The 19,145-nt window shown below is 66.4% G+C and carries 20 protein-coding genes; 14 read left to right on the forward strand and 6 right to left on the reverse strand.

Annotated features, from left to right (window positions below; translation table 11 throughout):
- Window positions 1-20: 20 nt before the first annotated feature.
- From ACZK4Z_RS05715 to ACZK4Z_RS05725, 3 genes are read left to right on the forward strand one after another with little or no spacing between them, the layout of a single operon-like run.
- Window positions 21-1,706 (forward strand): GMC oxidoreductase, encoded by a 1,686-nt coding sequence (locus ACZK4Z_RS05715; protein ID WP_125893709.1) that lies wholly within the window; start codon window positions 21-23, stop codon window positions 1,704-1,706.
- Window positions 1,706-2,281, forward strand: a complete 576-nt coding sequence (locus tag ACZK4Z_RS05720) for a gluconate 2-dehydrogenase subunit 3 family protein (RefSeq protein ID WP_125893711.1) — start codon at window positions 1,706-1,708, stop codon at window positions 2,279-2,281. The genes ACZK4Z_RS05715 and ACZK4Z_RS05720 overlap by 1 nt, the downstream gene beginning before the upstream one ends.
- A 14-nt stretch (window positions 2,282-2,295) precedes the next feature.
- Complete coding sequence (locus tag ACZK4Z_RS05725) at window positions 2,296-3,039, forward strand: 3-keto-disaccharide hydrolase (protein ID WP_253145364.1); 744 nt, start codon at window positions 2,296-2,298, stop codon at window positions 3,037-3,039.
- A 30-nt stretch (window positions 3,040-3,069) separates the two neighbouring features.
- Here ACZK4Z_RS05725 and ACZK4Z_RS05730 read toward each other — a convergent pair whose 3' ends face one another.
- The 5 genes from ACZK4Z_RS05730 to ACZK4Z_RS05750 are packed head-to-tail and all read right to left on the reverse strand — an operon-like array spanning window position 3,070 to window position 7,702.
- On the reverse strand, window positions 3,070-3,366 hold the full coding sequence (locus ACZK4Z_RS05730) for a c-type cytochrome (RefSeq protein ID WP_125893715.1): 297 nt from the start codon (window positions 3,364-3,366) through the stop codon (window positions 3,070-3,072).
- 18 nt (window positions 3,367-3,384) lie between these two features.
- Window positions 3,385-4,248: a sugar phosphate isomerase/epimerase family protein gene (locus ACZK4Z_RS05735; RefSeq protein WP_125893717.1), complete on the reverse strand. Its 864-nt coding sequence runs from the start codon at window positions 4,246-4,248 to the stop codon at window positions 3,385-3,387.
- A 19-nt stretch (window positions 4,249-4,267) separates the two neighbouring features.
- A complete protein-coding gene (locus ACZK4Z_RS05740; protein ID WP_125893719.1) occupies window positions 4,268-5,392 on the reverse strand; it encodes a Gfo/Idh/MocA family protein in 1,125 nt (374 codons plus the stop codon).
- 12 nt (window positions 5,393-5,404) lie between these two features.
- The gene (locus ACZK4Z_RS05745) at window positions 5,405-6,622 is read right to left on the reverse strand and encodes a nucleoside permease (RefSeq protein WP_125893721.1); all 1,218 of its coding nucleotides are present in this window, start codon (window positions 6,620-6,622) and stop codon (window positions 5,405-5,407) included.
- Between the two features lie 27 nt (window positions 6,623-6,649).
- On the reverse strand, window positions 6,650-7,702 hold the full coding sequence (locus ACZK4Z_RS05750) for a sugar phosphate isomerase/epimerase family protein (RefSeq protein ID WP_125893723.1): 1,053 nt from the start codon (window positions 7,700-7,702) through the stop codon (window positions 6,650-6,652).
- Between the two features lie 95 nt (window positions 7,703-7,797).
- Here ACZK4Z_RS05750 and ACZK4Z_RS05755 point away from each other — a divergent pair, with 95 nt between their 5' ends.
- Window positions 7,798-8,805: a LacI family DNA-binding transcriptional regulator gene (locus ACZK4Z_RS05755; RefSeq protein ID WP_125893725.1), complete on the forward strand. Its 1,008-nt coding sequence runs from the start codon at window positions 7,798-7,800 to the stop codon at window positions 8,803-8,805.
- A 104-nt stretch (window positions 8,806-8,909) separates the two neighbouring features.
- A complete protein-coding gene (locus ACZK4Z_RS05760; protein WP_032127639.1) occupies window positions 8,910-9,962 on the forward strand; it encodes a sensor domain-containing diguanylate cyclase in 1,053 nt (350 codons plus the stop codon).
- Here ACZK4Z_RS05760 and ACZK4Z_RS05765 read toward each other — a convergent pair.
- A complete protein-coding gene (locus ACZK4Z_RS05765) occupies window positions 9,950-10,846 on the reverse strand; it encodes a LysR family transcriptional regulator (RefSeq protein WP_125893727.1) in 897 nt (298 codons plus the stop codon). The two genes, ACZK4Z_RS05760 and ACZK4Z_RS05765, sit on opposite strands and share 13 nt — an antisense overlap.
- Window positions 10,847-10,954: 108 nt before the next feature.
- On the opposite strand from ACZK4Z_RS05765, the gene ACZK4Z_RS05770 reads away from it, so the two are divergent.
- The 9 genes from ACZK4Z_RS05770 to ACZK4Z_RS05810 all read left to right on the forward strand — a co-directional run bounded on the left by ACZK4Z_RS05770 (window position 10,955) and on the right by ACZK4Z_RS05810 (window position 19,063).
- Window positions 10,955-11,803: an isocitrate lyase/PEP mutase family protein gene (locus tag ACZK4Z_RS05770; protein WP_125893729.1), complete on the forward strand. Its 849-nt coding sequence runs from the start codon at window positions 10,955-10,957 to the stop codon at window positions 11,801-11,803.
- Window positions 11,804-11,938: 135 nt separating this feature from the next.
- A complete protein-coding gene (locus ACZK4Z_RS05775) occupies window positions 11,939-12,964 on the forward strand; it encodes an AI-2E family transporter (protein WP_012510371.1) in 1,026 nt (341 codons plus the stop codon).
- Window positions 12,965-13,126: 162 nt separating this feature from the next.
- Window positions 13,127-14,869, forward strand: a complete 1,743-nt coding sequence (locus ACZK4Z_RS05780) for a GGDEF domain-containing protein (RefSeq protein WP_032127635.1) — start codon at window positions 13,127-13,129, stop codon at window positions 14,867-14,869.
- Between the two features lie 72 nt (window positions 14,870-14,941).
- Window positions 14,942-15,379, forward strand: a complete 438-nt coding sequence (locus ACZK4Z_RS05785; RefSeq protein ID WP_125893731.1) for a hypothetical protein — start codon at window positions 14,942-14,944, stop codon at window positions 15,377-15,379.
- A gap of 14 nt (window positions 15,380-15,393) precedes the next feature.
- The gene (locus ACZK4Z_RS05790) at window positions 15,394-15,897 is read left to right on the forward strand and encodes a GNAT family N-acetyltransferase (protein WP_125893733.1); all 504 of its coding nucleotides are present in this window, start codon (window positions 15,394-15,396) and stop codon (window positions 15,895-15,897) included.
- A gap of 128 nt (window positions 15,898-16,025) precedes the next feature.
- On the forward strand, window positions 16,026-16,607 hold the full coding sequence (locus ACZK4Z_RS05795) for an NMCC_0638 family (lipo)protein (protein WP_049398870.1): 582 nt from the start codon (window positions 16,026-16,028) through the stop codon (window positions 16,605-16,607).
- A gap of 182 nt (window positions 16,608-16,789) precedes the next feature.
- Window positions 16,790-17,257, forward strand: a complete 468-nt coding sequence (locus ACZK4Z_RS05800; RefSeq protein ID WP_125893794.1) for a DUF2975 domain-containing protein — start codon at window positions 16,790-16,792, stop codon at window positions 17,255-17,257.
- Window positions 17,257-17,481, forward strand: coding sequence for a helix-turn-helix domain-containing protein (locus ACZK4Z_RS05805; RefSeq protein ID WP_032127628.1), 225 nt, complete (start codon window positions 17,257-17,259; stop codon window positions 17,479-17,481). The genes ACZK4Z_RS05800 and ACZK4Z_RS05805 overlap by 1 nt, the downstream gene beginning before the upstream one ends.
- A gap of 43 nt (window positions 17,482-17,524) precedes the next feature.
- Window positions 17,525-19,063, forward strand: coding sequence for a TerC family protein (locus ACZK4Z_RS05810; protein WP_125893735.1), 1,539 nt, complete (start codon window positions 17,525-17,527; stop codon window positions 19,061-19,063).
- Window positions 19,064-19,145: the final 82 nt, after the last annotated feature.

Raw genomic sequence — 19,145 nt, forward strand, 5'->3', positions numbered from 1 at the left:
TCCACCCAGGTGAGAAACCCATGGCAGATAATCATTACGACGCCATTGTTGTTGGCTCGGGAATCAGTGGCGGTTGGGCGGCGAAGGAGCTGACCGAAAAGGGCCTGAAGGTCCTGATGCTGGAACGCGGACGCAACATCGAGCACGTCAAGGACTACGTCAATGCGATGAAGGAAGCGTGGGACTTCCCGCATCGCAACCGGCCAACGCAGGCGATGAAGGCCGACTTCCCGGTGCTGATGCGCGACTACGGCCTGGCTGAGAATCTGGAAGGGATGTGGGCCAACGAACAGGACTCGCCCTACATCGAGACCAAACGTTTCGACTGGTTCCGTGGCTACCACGTCGGCGGCCGCTCATTGCTATGGGGCCGGCAGAGCTATCGCTTCTCCGACCTGGATTTCGAGGCGAACCTCAAGGACGGCATCGCGGCCGATTGGCCCATCCGCTACGCCGATATCGCGCCGTGGTACGACCATGTGGAAAAGTTCGCCGGCATCGCCGGCACGCGCGAAGGACTGGACGTGTTGCCGGACGGCGAGTTCCTGCCGCCGATTCCCTTGAATATCGTCGAGAAGGATGTGGCCGCGCGTATCAAGAAGGCCTTCGGCGGAACGCGCCATATGATCCACTCGCGCACTGCCAACATCACAAAGCCCATGCCGGAACAGGGCCGCGTCAACTGCCAGTACCGCAACAAGTGCATCCTGGGTTGCCCTTTCGGCGCTTATTTTTCCACCCAGGCAGCGACACTGCCGGCGGCGATGAAGACCGGCAACCTGACCTTGCGGCCGTTCTCGATCGTCAAGGAAGTGCTCTACGACAAGGACCGCAAGCGTGCCCGCGGTGTGGAGGTCATCGATGCCGAAACCGGCCAGACCTACCAGTACACGGCCAAGGTCATCTTCCTCAACGCGTCGTCGTTCAACTCGACGTGGCTGTTGATGAACTCGGCCACTGATGTGTGGGAGGGCGGGCTGGGCTCATCGTCGGGCGAGCTCGGGCACAACGTGATGGACCATCACTTCGGTGCGGGCGCCTCCGGCCGGGTCGAGGGTTACGAAGACAAGTACTACTTCGGGCGTCGCCCCTGCGGCTTCTACATTCCGCGTTTCCGCAACGTTGCGGCCGACAAGCGCGGCTATCTGCGCGGGTTCGGCTACCAGGGCGGTGCCAGCCGCACCGGCTGGTCGCGCGAGATCGCCGAGCTGAACATCGGTGCCGATCTGAAGGAGGCGCTGACCGTGCCCGGTGACTGGCGCATCGGCATGACCGGGTTCGGTGAAATGCTGCCGCACCACGACAACACGATCCGCCTGGACCGCGACCGCAAGGACAAGTGGGGTCTGCCGGTGCTGGCGATGGACGTTGCCATGCGCGCCAACGAACTGGCGATGCGCAAGGACATGGCCGCCGATGCCGCCGAGATGCTGGAGGCGGCCGGCGTCAAGGACGTGAAGATGCACGACAACGATTACGCCCCGGGCAAGGGCATCCACGAAATGGGGACCGCGCGCATGGGACGTGATCGGAAGAGCTCGGTGCTGAACCAGCACAACCAGGTCTGGGATGCACCCAATGTCTATGTGACCGACGGGGCCTGCATGACCTCCAGCGCCTGCGTGAATCCTTCGCTGACCTACATGGCGCTGACGGCTCGGGCCGCAGATCATGCGGTGCGCGAACTGAAAGCGGGGAATCTCTGATGGATCGCCGCGAGCTGTTGAAGATGATCGTCGCCGCCACCGGTGCGGCCATGGTTGGGTTGCCTGCCCTTGTGCAGGGTCAGGCACCGGCGGGCGCCACCAAGATTCATTTCTCCGATACCGACGTCGCTACGCTGGACGAGATCGCCGAGACCATCCTGCCGCGGACCCGGACACCAGGGGCGAAGGATGCCGGCGCCGGCCTGTTCATGGCGACGTTCGTCACTGACTGCTACACCGCCCGGCAGCAGGCGGCGTTCCGCGCAGGGCTGACCGATATCGACAAACGGGCCGGTGGCCGCTTCGTGTCGCTCACGCCGCACGCCCGCTCCGAATTGCTGCGCACGCTCGATGCAGAAGCCAAGGCACGTCATGCCGATGTGACCGAAACCGGTACGCCTGAAGAAGGCGAGGCGATGCCGCACTACTTCACGATGCTCAAGCAGCTGGCCATCTTCGGCTTCTTCACCTCCAAGGTCGGTGCCACCGGGGTGCTGCAGTACGTTGCCGTGCCGGGGCGCTACGACGGCGATCTTGCTTATGTTCCCGGCACGCCCGCCTGGGGGACCAGCTGATGGAGTGCAACAGGATGATCAAGCCGCTGCTGATCGCGGCCACCGTGCTGGCCGCCGCACCCCTGTTCGCGCAGAACGGTGCCGACGCCGCGCGCGATCCGAAGAAGACCGAGGTGTGGACGCCGGTGCCTGCGACCGTTGCCACGCCGCCAGGCAAGGCACCGTCCGACGCAATCGTGCTGTTCGATGGCAAAGATGTCTCCGCGTGGGAGTCGGAGCAGGGCGGGCGCGTGCCCTGGAAGATTGCCGATGGCGCCATGACCGTCGTGCCCGGCAGCAAGGGCATTCGCACCAGGCAACGCTTCTGCGACGTCCAGCTGCATGTCGAGTGGCGTACGCCCACCGACACGAAGGGCTTCGACGGACAGAACCGCGGCAACAGCGGCATCTTCCTGCAGGAGCTGTATGAACTGCAGGTGCTCGACAGCTACAACAACCCGACCTATGCCAATGGCCAGGCGGGTTCGATCTACAAGCAGGCCATGCCGTTGGTGAACGCCTCGCGCGCACCGGGACAGTGGCAGGCCTACGACATCCTCTGGAAAGCACCGCGCTTCTCGGCGGGCGGTGGGCTTGTCTCGCCCGCGCGCATCACGGTACTGCACAACGGCGTGCTGGTGCAGGACGACACTGTGCTGGCCGGCAAGACCGAATACATCGGTGCGCCTTCCTACGCGCCGCATGGGTGTGCGCCGCTCTATCTGCAGGAACATGACTCCAGGGTCAGCTACCGCAACATCTGGGCGCGCGAGCTGTAGGGGCACGCGGCCGGCGTGGTCGCCGGCCGCTTACTTCGCCAGGTAGCTGGCGATGTCATTGATCTCCTGCTGTGACAGCTGGGAGAAGGGCGGCATCAGCCCGCCGCCCTTGCTGATCTTTTCCTTGATCTGTGCGGGTGCCATGCGCTTGCCGATATCGGTGAGCGCCGGGAACGCGCCCGGCATGCCCGCACGATCGGCGCCGTGGCAGGCCACGCAGTTCGCGGTGTAGAGCTTTGCACCCGCAGCCGGGTCGTCCTTGCACCAGGCGGTTGTCGCAACGCTCATGCCGCCCAGGGCCACCGCCATTGCCAGGATCATTTTCATGTGGGGCTCCTTGATGCGTCAGCGCCGCGCACGGGCGGGCACGCGGGTGGTCAGGTGTTCACGCAGATAGTCCGCACCGGTCTGGATGATCCTGGCCGGATCGCGTGGCTGGTCGTGCTCGATGATGTACCAATGCACGCCGGCGGCTGCCGCAGCAGGCAGGATCGCGTTCCAGTCCAGCACGCCCTGGCCCACCGCGGCGAATCCGCCTTCGTCCTGGGCCTGGCCCTTCGGTGCATTGTCCTTGGCGTGTACCGCGAACACGTGGCCGCGGAACTTTGCCAGCATCACTGCCGGGTCCAGGCCTGCACGCGCGACCCAGGCCAGGTCCAGCTCGGTCTGCAGGTCTGGACCGGCGGCGGCGAACAGCAGCTCCAGTCCGGTCCTGCCGTCGAAGTCGGCCAGTTCGAAGTCGTGGTTGTGGTAGGCCAGGCGCATGCCCTTGCCGCGCACCTGCTTTGCGATGCGGCCCAGTTCCTGGCCCAGGGCGGTCCAGCCGGCGGCATCGCCCGGGCGATCCTTCTTGTCCAGGTACGGCACCACCAGCGTCGTGTTGCCGATCGACCGGTTGAAGGTCACCACCCCATCCAGGTTGCTGCGCAGCTCGGCCAGCGGCACATGCGATGAAATTGCCTTGATCGAATACCGGTCCAGCAGCTGCTTGAGCTCGGCGGCGCTGGTGTTCTGCGTGCCGACCGTTTCCACCGCATGGACGCCAGCGTCGTGGACGATCTTCAGCTGCTGCTCGAGCGAGCCGGCATCGCGCAGGGTGTACATCTGTACCGCGATCGGCTTCTGCGTGCTGACAGCTTCGACTGCAAAAGCGGGCAGGGCAGCGAGCAGCAGAATGAGGCTTGCAGTTCCATGGACAAGGGCTTTCATCAACAGATCCTCCCGGGTTTCAACCGATGGTGGTCCAGGTACGCGACCTGGCCGATGCAATGACACGATCGACGATCTGCGCCGAGCGCAGGCCGTCCTCGAAGGTGGGCAGGCCCCGCGGCCGCTCGTCGTCGATGGCGCGATAGCTGTCGGCGACGAATGCTTCGAAGCACTGGGCGTAGCCCTGCGCGTGGCCGGCCGGCAGCACGGAAAGGCGGCGTTGATCGGCACTGCCGGCGCCTGGTCCGCGCACGAAGACCTCCTCGCGCTGGTCGGGCAGGCCGATCCACAGGCGCTCGGCGTCCTCCTGGTTGAAGGCCACACTGGCGTTGGCACCGTCGATCTCGAACCAGAGGCGGTTGTGGCGTCCGGCCGAGACTTGGCTGACCGTCAGAGATGCCAGCGTACCGGCGCCGGTCCTGAACATCGCCGCCGCTACGTCCTCGCTCGTTACCGCCTGCATTGCGCTGGCTGCGGTTGGCGTGCTGAAGCTCTGCCCGCTGACGGCGCCGCGCTCGGCGATGACCGTAGAGAACGCCGCGCTGACCTCGGCGAAGCGTTCGCCGCTGACCCATTCCACCAGGTCGCACCAGTGCGAGCCGATGTCGGCGAACACGCGCGATGCGCCACCCAACGCCGGGTCCACGCGCCAGTTGTTGCTGGCCGGGTCCAGCAGCCAGTCCTGCAGGTAGCTGCCATGGATCAGGTGCAGCGGCCCGAGATCGCCCTGGGCGATGCGTGCGCGCGCCTCGCGCACCACCGGGTGGTAGCGGTAGACGAAGGGGACCGTGGCAACCAAGCCGGTCGAGGCGGCCAACGCCGCCAGCGCCTGCGCATCGTCCAGCGTGGTCGCCAGCGGTTTCTCGCAGATCACGTGCTTGCCGGCTTCCAGCGCGGCCTGCGCCATCGCGCGGTGCAGATGGTTGGGCGTGCAGACATGCACGACCTGCACCTGCGGATCGGCGATCACCTCTTCGATATCCCGATAGGCGCGCGGGACATTCCACAGCTGCGCCATCTCACGCGCGCGCTGCGCTGACGAAGCGGCAACGCCGCGTACCTCGGCACCGGCGAGCAAGGCCGCGCGGCGGTGCACGGCGCCGATCATGCCGGCGCCGACGATGGCGATTCCAAGCTTTGGCATCGGCTGTGGTCCTCAGCGTGTGGAAGATGCGGCGGCCACGGCGGGCCGGTCGCGGAACAGCAGCAGGAAGGCGATCAGAACCACCAGCGCGACGCCAGCCGGGAACAGCCATATCTGCTGCCAGTCGGGGCCGGCCTCGGTGGTGAAGTGCTCCACCACCGCGCCGGACAGGAAGGTGCCGATCAGCATGCCCACGCCGTACGTGGCCAGGGTGATGAAGCCTTGCGCGCTGCTGCGCGCGGCGGGGCCGGCGTGGGCATCGGTGTAGATCTGGCCGGTGACGAAGAAGAAGTCGTAGCAGATGCCGTGCAGCACGATGCCGATCACCAGTAGCGGGAAGCCGCTGCCTGCATCGCCGAAGGCGAACAGGACGTAGCGCACCACCCACGCCGCCATGCCGACCGCCAGCATGGTCTTCACCCCCAGCCGCACGAACAGGAACGGCATGGCCAGCATCAGCAGTACCTCGGAAACCTGGCCCAGCGACTGCAGGCCCGCTGCGCCGCGCACGCCCAGGTCGTTGAGATACGGATTGGTGAAGTTGTAGTAGAACGACAGCGGGATGCAGATGGCGATGGAGGCCAGGAAGAACACCAGGTAGGCGCGCGACTTCAGCAGCCGCAGCGAGTCGAGACCCAGGATCTGCCCCAGCCCGGCATCGCGCTGCTGTGCCAGTGGCGGCGTGTGCGGCAGAGTGAACGCATACAGGCCCAGCACCAGCGATGCCAGCGCGGCCATGCGGAAGGTCAGTTCAAGCCGATGGGCCTGCTCCCAGCCCAGCCAGCCGATCAGCACGCCTGCCACGATCCAGCCGATGCTGCCCGCCACCCGCACCAGCGGGAACTGTTTCTCCGGTGACTGCATGTGCCGCATCGCCACGCTGTTGGCCAGTGCCAGCGTGGGCATGAACAGCAGCATGTAACCCATCACGTAGGCCGAGAACATGCTGAAGCTGGAAGCAGTGGACGCCAGCCACATCAGCACCGCGCCGGCCAGGTGCAGCACCGCTAGGATGCGCTGCGCGGCGAAGTAGCGATCGGCGATCAGGCCGACCAGGAACGGCGCCACGATCGCGCCGATCGACTGGCTGAGGAAGGCGGTGGCCACCTGGCTGGCGCTGGCCTGCAGCGGGCCCTGTACCAGGTACGTCCCGAGGGTCACGAACCACGCTCCCCAGATGAAGAACTGCAGAAACATCATCGCGCCCAAGCGCGACATGGCGTGCGACATGGCTTGCCCTCCCGGGGCGGTAATGGCTCAGATTCCCAGCATGTGGTGCAGTGATGCGGCGTCCGTGCCACTGTCGGCAAAGTCATCGAAGGCGCGCTCGGTCACCCGGATGATGTGGTCGCGGATGAAGGCGGCACCTTCGCGTGCGCCGTCCTCCGGGTGCTTCAGGCAGCACTCCCATTCCAGTACCGCCCATCCGGGGAAGTCGTACTGGGCGAACTTGGAGAAGATCGCCTTGAAGTCGATCTGGCCATCACCGGGCGAACGGAACCGGCCCGGACGATCGATCCAGTCCTGGTAGCCGCCATACACGCCGCTGCTCGCGCTGGCGCGATACTCGGCGTCCTTGACGTGGAAGATGCCGATGCGCGCGTGGTAGCGGTCAATGAAGCCCAGGTAGTCCATCTGCTGCAGCAGCAGGTGGCTGGGGTCGTACAGGATCTTGGCGCGGGGGTGATGATCCACCACGTCGAGGAAGCGTTCGAAGGTCGCGCCATCGTGCAGGTCCTCACCTGGGTGGATCTCGAAGCAGAGATCCACGCCGCAGGCATCGAAGGCATCGAGGATCGGGCGCCAGCGGCGGCCGAGTTCGGCGAAGGCTTCTTCCACCAGTCCCGGTGGACGCTGCGGCCAGGGATAGAAATAGGGCCAGGCCAATGCGCCGGAGAACGTGGCATGCGCGGTCAGCCCCAGGCGCTGACTGGCTTTGGCGGCCAGCAGAAGCTGCTCGACTGCCCAAGCCAGGCGGGCAGCCGGATCGCCGCGCTTGTCCGCCGGCGCGAATCCGTCGAACAGGCTGTCGTAGGCCGGATGCACCGCGACCAGCTGCCCCTGCAGATGGGTGGACAGCTCGGTGATCTGCACGCCATGACCGGCCAGCATGCCGGCGACGTCGTCGCAGTACGCCTGGCTGCGCGCGGCCTCGGCCAGATCGAACAGGTGGGGCGCGCTGGTGGGGACTTGTACGCCAGAATAGCCCAGACCCGCGGCCCATCCGGCCAGCGTGTCCAGCCGATCAAAAGGAGCCGTGTCGCCGATGAACTGCGCCAGGAACAGCGCTGGACCCTTGAGCGTCTTCAACGTGATTCGCCCTCGATGCAATCGATTGCATTATCCTAGCAGGGGCTCACGCAGGACCTGTTGTGCACTGCACAGCAGACAGGAGAACTAACGCCATGGCCACCATCTACGACATCGCGAAGCACGTCGGCGTCTCCGCAGGCACGGTGTCGCGGGCGCTTTCCCGGCCGGACAAAGTGCTGCCGGCTACCCGCGCGCGCATCGAGCTGGCCGCCGCCGCACTGGGCTATGTGCCCAACACGGTGGCCCGCACGCTCAAGACCCAGCGCAGCGGCAAGATCCTGGTCACCGTCCCGGACATCGCAAATCCGTTCTTCGCGCAGATCCTGCAGGGGGCGGAGGACGCCGCACAGGCGGTCGGCTATGCGGTTCTGCTCGGCGATACCCAGCATCAACCCGACCGCGAGGAGCGCTATGCGCAGATGCTCCGGCGCAACGAGGCCGACGGCATGATCGTGCTGGGGCACCGCCTGCCGCCCACGGCGCGCGAGATCGTCCAGCAGCGCGGTGCCGCCGCGCCGGTGATCAACGGCTGCGAGTTCGACCCCGCACTGGGCATTCCCAGCGTCCATATCGATAACGCCGCGGCCGCGCGCGTGGTGATGGAACATCTGTATGGGCTGGGACACGAGCGGATCGCCGTGGTCGGCGGACCGCCGGACAATCCGCTGCACCAGCAACGGCTGGAAGGGGTGCGGGCGGCTGGCAAGGCGCGTGGACGCCTGCGCCAGCTGAACATCGTGCCGGGTGACTTTTCGGTGGAATCCGGCCACGCGGCTGCCATGGCGCTGCTGGACGGCATGTCTGCGCCAACGGCGATCTTCTGTTTCAGCGATCAGATGGCGCTGGGCACCCTGGCGGCCTGCCGCGATCTGGGCATCCGCGTGCCGGAGGACCTGTCCATCGTCGGCTTCGATGATCTGGCATCTTCCCGCTACCTCACGCCGCCGTTGACCACCATCCGGCAACCGATGCGGGAGATCGGTGAGCGCGCGGTCAACCTGCTGCTTGCCATCATCGAGCACATGGATGTGCCGCTGCAGCAGACGCTGGATTTCAGCCTGATGCTGCGGGGTTCAACGGCGCCACCCAGGCGTGGGTGAGGCAGGGTAACCGCCGTGAATCCTTGATCCCGAATTGACGCAGAGCTGTCAGACTCACCACAGGCCGCCCGGCAAGGGCGTGCGATCGCGCAAGGGGGTCGGCAATGCCGTTCTTGACGGACTCGACGGAAGTCGCGGTCGAAGGCATAGGCGCGGCACGTCGCATCGGCTGGATGCGCTTCGTGGGCAATGGGCTGGGCGCGATTCCCATCGCCTCGATCATTCTTGAACGTCAGGACGGCCCGTGGGCCTGGGTGTTGCTGCTGCTCAACGCGCTGGCCTGGCCGGCGCTCGCGCTGGTGCTGACCCAGCGCTCACGGCAGCCTGCGGTGGTCCAGTTCCGTTGCATGGTGGTTGATTCCTTCTTTGGCGGTGGCTGGATCGCCTTCATGGGGCTCAGCGTGGTACCCAGTGCGTTGTTCGCCGCGCTGCTGGTCGCCGACAAGATCGCCGCCGGTGGGGTGAAGCTGGCGGTACGGGCCACACTGGCACTGGTAGCGGGATTCGCGCTCACCTGGTGGGGGCTCGGGTTTCCTTACCAGCCGGTGTCATCGCAGCGCACGATCGTGCTCAGCGTGCCGTTCCTGTTCGTCTACGGCATCGGCCTCAGCATCCTCAGCTGGCAGCTGGCGCGGCGGGTGAAATCGCAGAACCGCCAGTTGAAGCGGCTGAGCCGCATGGACCCGCTGGTGGAGCTGGCCAACCGCGGCTTCCTGATCGTCCGTGCGCAGCAGGCACTGGACAAGGCGCAGGGACAGGGTGGTTTTGCCTGCCTGCTGATGCTTGATGTGGATGACTTCAAGCGCATCAATGACTCGCACGGTCATCGCGCCGGGGACGAAGTGCTGCGCCATATCGCCTCCACCTTGCGCGCCTTCGCCCGGCCTGGCGATACCCCTGCGCGGCTGGGAGGCGACGAGTTCGTCGTGCTGCTGCAGGACTGTGCGCCCGTCGATGCGATGCATGTGGCAGAGCGGGTTCGGCTGCAACTTCTGGAGGCAGCACGGCAGGCAACCCCGGGCATCGAGTTCAGCGTCAGCATCGGAATCGCGGCGACGCCGCGCGGTGGCAGCGTCGAGGACTGGCTGGCACTGGCCGACCGCGCGCTGTACCACGCCAAGCGCCAGGGCAAGAACAACGCCAGCTATGGCGAATGAGGTGTTGCCAGGTCTCTGGCGCAGGCCAGCAGCTGGGCGGCCGTTGCCGGAGGCTTGCAGTGCACCGCCAACTGCAGCGTAGTGGTCGGCATGCCCAGTTCCAGCGCAACAAAAGCCAGGCCGCTGCGGTGCATGCTCTGCATCGAGGCCGGCACGATGGCGATACCCAGGCCGGCAGCCGCAAGGTTGATCGCTGAAGCCACCTGCGGCGCTTCCTGCTGGATGGTAGGCGCAAAGCCCTGGCTGCGGCAGGCAGCGACGACGTCTGCACTCAGGCCCTGACCCGATTTCCGCGAGAACAGGATGAAGCGCTCGTCGCGCAGCTCGGCCAGCGCGATGCTTGTCCGGCACGCCAACGGGTGATCGGCCGGCAGTACTGCCACCAGTGGCTCGGCACTGAGTTGCTGTGTCATCCGTTCACCGGTATCGGAAAACGGCGGGCGCACGATCACTGCATCGAGCTCGCCATCATCGAGGCGCCGGACCAGCGATTCACTGCCATCTTCGACCAGCTGCACCTGCACCGCCGGATGTGCCCGCTGGAAGCTGCGCATCAGCGCGGTGACCGCCTCGTTGTAGGTCGCCGATTCGGTCAGCCCCAATGTCAACGTACCGACCTCGCCGCGTGCGGCGCGCAACGCCTCCTCCTTGGCCTGGTCGACGCGCGCGAGGATGTCCTCCGCGGCTCTCCAGAATACCTGGCCAGCATCGCTGAGCACGATGCCGCGTCCCTGCCGGTGGAACAGCGGTGTGCCGATCTCTTCCTCCAGGGCGCGGATCTGCTGCCCGAGCGGCGGCTGGGCGATATGCAGGGCCTCGGCGGCCTTGGTGAAGCTCTGCAGCTGGGCAGTCATGACGAAGTAGCGCAGGTGCCGCAGTTCCATTGGAACCTCAAACGTTCTGGTGCTGTACGAACACGGTATTGGACGGTCGCCGCTGGCGGCAACATCATCGGTATCCCACGGCAGATGTCCAACGACAAGGGAGACCCCATGAAAAAGACACGTCGGCTGCGCGATCTGCTCCGCCAGGGCAGCGTGATTGCGCCAGGTGCATTCGATGGATTGTCGGCACGCCTGGTGGAGCTGGCCGGCTTCGATGCGGTCTATGCCAGCGGCGGCGCCATCGCGCGTTCGGCCGGCGTGCCGGACATCGGCCTGCTCGGCCTCAGCGAAGTGCTTGCGCAGGTTGAACGGATCGTCGATGCCTGCGATCTGCCGGTGATCGCCGACGCTGACACCGGCTTCGGCGGCACCGCGAATGTTGAACGCACGGTGCGCGCGTTCGAAAGGGCAGGGGTTGCCGCCCTGCATATCGAGGACCAGGCCTTCCCCAAGCGCTGCGGACACCTGGATGACAAGACGCTGGTCGACGCGGGCGAGATGTGCACGAAGATCCGTGTCGCCTGCCAGTCGCGGATCGACCCGGAGCTGATGATCATCGCGCGTACCGACGCCATCGCCTGCGAAGGCCTGGATGCGGCGATCGAACGGGCGCAGGCCTATGTGGACGCGGGCGCGGACATGATCTTCGTCGAGGCACCGGAAACGCTGGAGCAGATCGAGGTGATTTCGCAGCAGGTTCCCGGGCCGAAGCTGATCAACATGTTCCACAGCGGCAAGACGCCGCTGGTGCCCGTGGCGCGGCTGGCCGAACTCGATTACCGGCTGGTGATCATTCCCTCGGACCTGCAGCGCGCTGCGATCCGGGCCATGCAGCGCACCCTGCAGGAGATCGCAGCGACTGGCGACAGCGGGCGTGTTGCCGGCGAGCTGGCCAGCTTCGGCGAGCGTGAGACGATCGTGCGCACGGCGCGGTATCTGGCACTGGACCGGGTGTGATCCGGGCGTGATTGCGGACGTGCCGATGGACGGAGAAGGGGCGGCGGAATCCGCGTGTGTTGCCTGTTCATCCTGCACCCGGAATCATCGCCGCCAATCCTCTACCATGGGCCACCCTGCCCGGACGTGCCGCCCATGCAAGACGCCCTCGTTGCCCAGCCCAAGCCCCCCGTCCCGAGGATCGCGGCCTGGCTGATGATGCTGCTGGGCATGTGGCTGGCGTTGAAGCTGGGCCTGGTGGTGACCCTGCTGTCGGGCCTGCTGGTGTTCCAGCTGACCCACCTGCTGGCCTCCACCGTGGAGGGCAAGCTGCCGCCAGGCCGGGCGCGGGCGATCGCGGTGATCGTGCTGTCAGCGGTGATCATCAGCGCGCTGGTGCTGGCCGGGATCGGCGTGGCGTCATTTTTCCGCAACGAGACCGGTGGACCGGACGCATTGCTGGCGCGGCTGATGGAGATCCTCAATTCGTCGCGGCACCAGGTGCCGGCGCTGCTGCAGCCGTACATCCCCGAGGACATGCCGGCGCTGCGCACGGCACTGAACGACTGGGCCGCCGAGCATCAGCGCCAGCTGGGCGTGGCCGGTACCTCGGTGGTGCAGGTGGGCGTACGCGTACTGATCGGTATGGTGCTGGGCGCGATGATCGCGCTGTATGACGAACTGCCGCTGCCGAAGATGGGCCCGCTGGCGCAGGAGCTGATCGGCCGCACCAGCCGCCTGGCCACTGCGTTCCGCCAGGTGGTGTTCGCGCAGGTGAAGATCTCGCTGCTCAACACCGTGTTCACCGCCATCTTCCTGCTGGGCGTGCTGCCGTTGTTCGGCGTGCACCTGCCACTGTCCAAGACCCTGGTACTGATCACCTTCATCGCCGGCCTGCTGCCGGTGGTGGGCAACATCATTTCCAACACCATCATCACCATCGTCGCGCTGTCGGTCTCGTTCTACGTGGCCGTGGCGGCGCTGCTGTACCTGATCGTGATCCACAAGCTGGAGTACTTCCTCAATGCGCGCATCGTTGGCGGCGAAATCCAGGCCCGCGCCTGGGAGCTGCTGTTGGCGATGCTGGTGATGGAAGCGGCGTTCGGCCTGCCCGGCCTGGTGGCGGCGCCGGTGTTCTACGCCTACGTGAAGCGCGAACTGGTCGACCAGCGCTGGATCTAGTACGGCAGGGTGTGACGCATTCGCCCCAGCCCGGCGCGGGGTGAGACCTTGCCGGCGCGTTCGCGGTGGCTGCGGTATACCCATGGTCACGGTTCGCGCGGCACTGGCTTGGCGCTGCCGGGACCGGCGGCTACAGTGATCCGCACTTCAGGGGAAATTTGCATGGCCGGCAAGGCATCGCCCATCGGACTGCGGACCTGGGTCTGGATCCTGGCGGGGTCGTTCGTGGTCTGTACGCTGCCGTTGATGGCCATCGCGCTGGTCCAGGGCACGCTGCGCTACAGCGCTGCCGAGGACAACCTGGTCAGCCTGCGCCAGCTGCGCCAGACCTTCGACCTGGCCAACCTGGTCTCGGCCGAACGCGGCCCGGCCAACAGCCTGCTCGGTGCCGACCCGGCCGATGCCAGCGAGCATGCGCGGCTTACGCTGCAGCTGGCGGTGGTGCGCAGGCGTGTGGACACCGCGCTGCAGCAGCTGGATGCCGTGTTCACGGCTGATCCGGGCGTGGTGGATGAGCATGGGATGCTGGCGGACGCGCAACGTCGCCTGCAGTCGGCACGCGCGGGCGTGGACCGGGTGGCAGCGCAGCCGCGCGACGCACGACGCGTCGAAGACGTGGAGCGCGCGATCAGCGGCATGTTTGCCGTGGTCGACCGCCTGCACCTGCTGACCTCGGCACAGATCAACGTACTGGTCAGGGCCGACCGCGAAGCGGCGATTCCAGCCATGCAGGGCCAGGTGCTGATCGACCTGCGCGAGCACGGCGGGCGTCTGGCCTCCAACGTGATGGCGCCGGTGGCGGTACCCGGTGCCTGGCGCAACGAACAGGTGCGCGCGGCGCTGCAGACCGAGGGCCGCCTGCTGGAACTGTGGCGGCTGGCCGGCAGCCACGAGTCGGTGTTCCGCAGTGATCCGACGCTGTCCTGGCATTGGGATATGGCGCGCCGGCAGTTCTTCGGCGAGTCACTGCCGATGATCGAACAGCTGATCGACGACGGACGGCGTGGCCTGCCGCCGCCGTGGACCGCTGCCGAGTTCACCACGCGCTACGTGCCGACCCTGCAGTCGCTTGAGGCGCTGCGTGACGGTTACCTGAGTGTGTCCATCGCCAGGTTCGAGCACACCCGCAACCGGGAGGCCACGCGGCTGGCGGTACTTCTGGCCACCGCGCTGGGAACCCTGGTGGTACTGGGTGTGGCGCTGCGTATCGCGCATCTGCAGATCCTGCGGCCTCTGCTGCAGGCACAACGGCAGGTGATCCAGATTGCCTCCGAAGCGCCGGGGCCCGAGCAGCATGTCACCCATCCGCTGGCCGAGATGCAGCGCCTGTTCGATGCGATTGAAGTGCTGCGCGAGAAGTCGCGCGAACGCTCGGCGCTGACCAGCGAGCTGCGCCAGCTGGCCGGCACCGATGAATTGACCGGACTGCTGAACCGTCGCGCGCTGGAGGAACTGGTGCAGCAGCGCCACGACGAGGGGCGGATGAGCGCAGTGGTGATCCTGCTGGACGTTGATCGCTTCAAATCGATCAATGATGGTCATGGCCACGATGCGGGTGATGAAGTGCTGGTACAGGTGGCGCAACTGCTGCAGCGCCATCTTCGCCGCAGCGACAGCATTTCCCGCTATGGTGGCGAGGAGTTCCTGGTGCTGCTGGCCGACGGTGACCTGGCCGCTGGCCGACAGCTGGCCGAATCGCTGCGGCTTGCGCTGCAGCAGCTGGACATCGTGGTGGCCGGCGGTACCGTGCTGCGGGTGACCGCCAGCTTCGGCGTGGCCCGCGGTGCTACCGACGCCTTGGGCTGGCGGACCCTGCTGCGTGCCGCCGATGCGGCCATGTACCAGGCCAAGGCGCAGGGCCGCGACCGCGTGCGGGTCGCCGGTGGTGGGCGCATTCCACGCTGAAACATCATGTTCATCGCTGGCGCACGCATGGCCGCCTAGACTGGACCTTCGACCATTTGGCAGGAGCGCATCATGACCGTTCGCCCCGTCGTTGCTGCAGCGCTGCTGGCCGGGATGCTGGCCGGCTGTACCTCCACTTCGTCGCAGACCGCTGCGGATGCGCCACGCCACCCCTCGGTTGCCGCCGACCTGAGCCCGGTGCCGGCTTTCACCGGCGGCGGTGCGGGTTGGAGCATTGAGATCGCCTCCACCGGCCAGGGCAACCACGATGCCAGCCTCAGCGCTGACGGCCGTACCCTCAAGGGCACGCTGCGCTATCCGGGGCAGCCGGCCGATGCACCGAGCTCGCTGATCGTGCTCAACGGCGAGCTTGGCCAGCAGCCCGCCATCGTCGAGATCAAGCGTGAGTCGTGCCGCACTGCCGAAGGTGTGGACACCCTGGCCAGCGTGCAGGTGACGATGGAAGGGCAGCCACAGCGCCGCGGTTGTGGCCACCTGGCGGTGTATTGAGGTCGCGCGACGGTATGCTCGAGATTCCCACGCTTTACACCGAACGCTTGCGGCTTCGCCCGCAACGGCTCGATGACTTCGAGGTCTACGCCGCATTCCTGGCGTCGCCGCGTGCGTGCGGCATGGGCGGTCCGTTTGGTGAGGTCGCCGCGTGGGGGCAGTTCTGCCACGACCTGGCCAGCTGGCAGCTGTTCGGCCACGGTGCGCTGATGATCGAGCGCGGCGACAGTGGTGCCTGCATCGGCCAGGTCGGTATCAACCACGGTCCGTTGTTCCCGGAAAAGGAACTGGGCTGGCTGCTGTACGACGGCCATGAAGGGCAGGGCTTTGCCACTGAAGCGGCCGGTGCACTACGCGATTGGGCATTCGTGGTTGTGCGGCTGCCGACGTTGGTCAGCTACATGGCGCCGGACAACCTGGCATCGCAGGCCGTCGCGCGGCGCCTGGGCGGGGTGCTGGATGCGAACGCCGTGCGCAGCGATGCGGATGATCTGGTCTACCGCTACAGCACCCGGTAGTGCCGGCCGCTGGCCGGCATCATCGGTGCACCCGGGGGCGTCATCTACGCATGTCAAGCCATGACCCGTTGCGCGTGGCGCCCGGGCTTTGCCATCCTCCCTGCTGTTTTCCGTAGCGTGGAATTCCGATGCGTCCTGTGTTCTGGCTGGCTTTGGCCCTGCTGCCCACCCTGGCGGTGGCGCAACCCGCGCGTACTGCAAAGGCCAAGGCCCCTGCGCAGGATCCCTTCAGCGAGCTGTTCGACACCGCCTGCATGCAGCACATCGGTGCCCCGGCGCGGTTGCAGTCGCTGATGGAATCCAATGGGCTGTCGCCGTTGCAGCCCGCCGAAGCCGCGACGCTGTTGCAGGGGCAATCGGGCGTGGCCTGGATGGTGCCTCTGGCCAGTGGCCGCTATGCGGTGAGCTGGGCTGACGATGGCACGTGTACTGTCTACGCCGAAAAGGCCGACGCGGCGGTCGTGCAGAAGGGATTCGCCCGGTTGGTGCAGGCCGCACCGAAGCCGTTGCAGGTGCGGTCGCTGCCAGGGCGTGGGCCGCTGTCGGCCGATCAGGTGGCCATCCAGTACGGCTGGGCCACGCCGGGGCAGGGCAAGCTGCAGGTGCGATTCCGCCTGGTCACACGGCAGGCGGCCGAAGCCGGCGTGCAGGCGATGGCCTCGGCGGCCCCGGGCGAAGCGATGCTGGCGCAGGGCGCGCCTGGGCCCTGAAGGGCCCACGCTCGCGATTCAGCCTTTCACGCGGCAAGTGGTATATCGTTTATCGATAAATTCACCCGGGGCGGCGAGGCCACCCCAATGCCGGAGGCCGCTTGACCGCTCGTCCCGCCCGCGCCAGACCCGCGCGAGGCTTGTTCACCCTGGCCCAGGCCGCCGTACAGGCGGTGCGGGCGATGTGCTGGCTGGGCATCCTGGCCGCACTGCTGGCCGTGCCGCTGGTCGCCCACGACCGCAGCTGGCTGCTCGACAGCATCCACGACGCTGATGCCGCTGCCGTGCATGGCAGCGGCCTGTTCCTGCATTTCTGCCTGGGCCTGGGCGCGATCGTCGCGCTGCTGGTGCTGTGCCTGATGTTCCTGCGCCACCTGCTGCGGCTGTTGAAGTCGGCGGCGCGCGAGCGGCCGTTCACCCACGCCAATGCACAGCGCCTGCAGCGCATGGCCTGGCTGATGCTGTCGATGGAGGTGCTGTCGATCCTGATCGGCGCCTACGCCGCCTGGATGGGCCCGGACTTCACCTGGATGGAGGTGGGCGGCGGCATGTCGATCACCGGCCTGGTCGCGGTGCTGATGCTGTTCGTGCTGGCACGCGTGTTTGTCGTGGGTGCGGCAATGCGCGATGACCTCGACGGTGTCATCTGATGGCGATTGTCATCACCCTGGACCGCATGCTGCAGGAACGGGGCATGACCCTGTCCGAGCTGGCCGGGCGCATCGACATCACCCTGGCCAACCTGTCGATCCTCAAAACCGGCAAGGCGCGCGCCATCCGCTTTTCCACACTTGATGCGATCTGCCGTGAGCTGCAGTGCACGCCCGGTGACCTGCTCGGGCATGACCCGGCGCAGGCGCAGGAGGCTGACTGAGTGTTTCCCCTTTTCCCTTACCTACTGACGAAACGGACCTGAAATGGAATGGTTGGCTGACCCCTCGATATGGATGGGCCTTGCAACCCTGGTCGTGCTGGAGATCGTTCTCGGCATCGACAATCTGGTGTTCATCGCGATCCTGGCCGACAAACTGCCGCCGCACCAGCGTGACCGCGCGCGGGTGATCGGCCTGGCGCTGGCCCTGCTGATGCGGCTGGTGCTGCTGGCCGCGCTGGCATGGATCATGAAGTTGACCGAACCGCTGCTCACGCTGTTCGACCACAGCTTCTCCGGGCGTGACCTGATCCTGCTGGGCGGTGGTCTGTTCCTGCTGTTCAAGGGCACGATGGAACTGCACGAGCGGTTGGAGGGCCGCGAGCATCACGAGGATGGCAAGAAGGTCTACGCCAGCTTCGCGATGGTGGTGGCACAGATCGTGGTGCTCGATGCGGTGTTCTCGCTGGACTCGGTGATCACCGCAGTTGGTATGGTCGACAACCTGGGCGTGATGTATGCCGCGGTGACCATCGCGATGGTGCTGATGCTGGTGGCCAGCAAGCCGCTGACCCGTTTCGTCAACAAGCATCCTACGGTGGTCGTGCTGTGCCTGGGCTTCCTGTTGATGATCGGTTTCAGCCTGGTGGCCGAAGGCCTGGGCTACAAGATCCCGAAGGGTTATCTGTACGCGGCGATCGCCTTCTCGATCCTGGTTGAAGCCTTCAACCAGTGGGTGCGCTTCAATCGTGAGCGCAACGAGCGCCGCCAGCCGTTCCGCCAGCGTACCGCCGACGCCGTGCTGCGCATGCTGGGCGCGCGCCCGGCCAATGGCCACGACGACGAAAACGCTGACGAACACGTCGATGCGGAAGAGCGGTTGCAGCCGGCCGAGCACGAGATGATCCGCAGCGTGCTGGGCCTGGCCGATCGGCCGGTGTCGAGCGTGATGACCGTGCGTGCCGACGTGCAGTGGATCGACCTGGCACGTGGGCAGGAGGACGTGGTGGCGCGCCTGATAGCATCGCCGCACACCCGCCTGCTGGTGGGTGATGGCGACCTGGACAGCCTGCGCGGCGTGGTGCAGAGCCGCGACCTTCTGGCCGACCTGCTGCAGGGCAGGCCGCTGCAGCTGGAGGGCAACCTGCGCGAGCCGCAGTACGTGCTGTCCAGCGCCAGCGCACTGCAGGCGCTGGAACTGATCCGCCAGCACCCGGTGCCGTTGGCGGTAGCGGTGGACGAGTACGGCAGTGTGGAAGGCCTGGTGACCGCCAACGACCTGCTGGCGGCCATTGCCGGTGACCTGGTCGACACCCAGGACGAGCGCTATGGCGTGGAGGCGCAGGGCGAGAACCAGTGGGAGGCCGACGGTGCGCTGACCCTGGACGACCTGCAGCGCCTGGCCGGCGTCTCGCTGCCACGCAGTGCCGACTACATGACCATCTCCGGTCTGGTGCTGGAGCGTCTGGGGCGCCTGCCGGACATCGGTGACACGGTGGAGATTGCGGATGTACGCATCACCGTACTGGCAATGGAGAAGCGTCGCATCGCCCGCCTGCGGGTGGAACGCATCGGGCTTTCGTAGAGTCGAGCCTGCTCGACTGGCCCTCTGTAGAGTCGAGCCATGCCCGACTGGCCCTCTGTAGAGTCGAGCCATGCTCGACTGC

It is taken from the genome of Stenotrophomonas sp. 71799_Sma (genome assembly GCF_056482505.1).

What these genes read in the sequence shown, in the direction of transcription:
- ACZK4Z_RS05715 (WP_125893709.1), top strand. Translation starts at nt 21, where the DNA reads ATGGCAGATAATCATTACGACGCCATTGTTGTTGGCTCGGGAATCAGT.
- ACZK4Z_RS05720 (WP_125893711.1), top strand. Translation starts at nt 1,706, where the DNA reads ATGGATCGCCGCGAGCTGTTGAAGATGATCGTCGCCGCCACCGGTGCG.
- ACZK4Z_RS05725 (WP_253145364.1), top strand. Translation starts at nt 2,296, where the DNA reads ATGATCAAGCCGCTGCTGATCGCGGCCACCGTGCTGGCCGCCGCACCC.
- ACZK4Z_RS05730 (WP_125893715.1), bottom strand. Translation starts at nt 3,366, where the DNA reads ATGAAAATGATCCTGGCAATGGCGGTGGCCCTGGGCGGCATGAGCGTT.
- ACZK4Z_RS05735 (WP_125893717.1), bottom strand. Translation starts at nt 4,248, where the DNA reads ATGAAAGCCCTTGTCCATGGAACTGCAAGCCTCATTCTGCTGCTCGCT.
- ACZK4Z_RS05740 (WP_125893719.1), bottom strand. Translation starts at nt 5,392, where the DNA reads ATGCCAAAGCTTGGAATCGCCATCGTCGGCGCCGGCATGATCGGCGCC.
- ACZK4Z_RS05745 (WP_125893721.1), bottom strand. Translation starts at nt 6,622, where the DNA reads ATGTCGCACGCCATGTCGCGCTTGGGCGCGATGATGTTTCTGCAGTTC.
- ACZK4Z_RS05755 (WP_125893725.1), top strand. Translation starts at nt 7,798, where the DNA reads ATGGCCACCATCTACGACATCGCGAAGCACGTCGGCGTCTCCGCAGGC.
- ACZK4Z_RS05760 (WP_032127639.1), top strand. Translation starts at nt 8,910, where the DNA reads ATGCCGTTCTTGACGGACTCGACGGAAGTCGCGGTCGAAGGCATAGGC.
- ACZK4Z_RS05765 (WP_125893727.1), bottom strand. Translation starts at nt 10,846, where the DNA reads ATGGAACTGCGGCACCTGCGCTACTTCGTCATGACTGCCCAGCTGCAG.
- ACZK4Z_RS05770 (WP_125893729.1), top strand. Translation starts at nt 10,955, where the DNA reads ATGAAAAAGACACGTCGGCTGCGCGATCTGCTCCGCCAGGGCAGCGTG.
- ACZK4Z_RS05775 (WP_012510371.1), top strand. Translation starts at nt 11,939, where the DNA reads ATGCAAGACGCCCTCGTTGCCCAGCCCAAGCCCCCCGTCCCGAGGATC.
- ACZK4Z_RS05780 (WP_032127635.1), top strand. Translation starts at nt 13,127, where the DNA reads ATGGCCGGCAAGGCATCGCCCATCGGACTGCGGACCTGGGTCTGGATC.
- ACZK4Z_RS05785 (WP_125893731.1), top strand. Translation starts at nt 14,942, where the DNA reads ATGACCGTTCGCCCCGTCGTTGCTGCAGCGCTGCTGGCCGGGATGCTG.
- ACZK4Z_RS05790 (WP_125893733.1), top strand. Translation starts at nt 15,394, where the DNA reads ATGCTCGAGATTCCCACGCTTTACACCGAACGCTTGCGGCTTCGCCCG.
- ACZK4Z_RS05795 (WP_049398870.1), top strand. Translation starts at nt 16,026, where the DNA reads ATGCGTCCTGTGTTCTGGCTGGCTTTGGCCCTGCTGCCCACCCTGGCG.
- ACZK4Z_RS05800 (WP_125893794.1), top strand. Translation starts at nt 16,790, where the DNA reads ATGTGCTGGCTGGGCATCCTGGCCGCACTGCTGGCCGTGCCGCTGGTC.
- ACZK4Z_RS05805 (WP_032127628.1), top strand. Translation starts at nt 17,257, where the DNA reads ATGGCGATTGTCATCACCCTGGACCGCATGCTGCAGGAACGGGGCATG.
- ACZK4Z_RS05810 (WP_125893735.1), top strand. Translation starts at nt 17,525, where the DNA reads ATGGAATGGTTGGCTGACCCCTCGATATGGATGGGCCTTGCAACCCTG.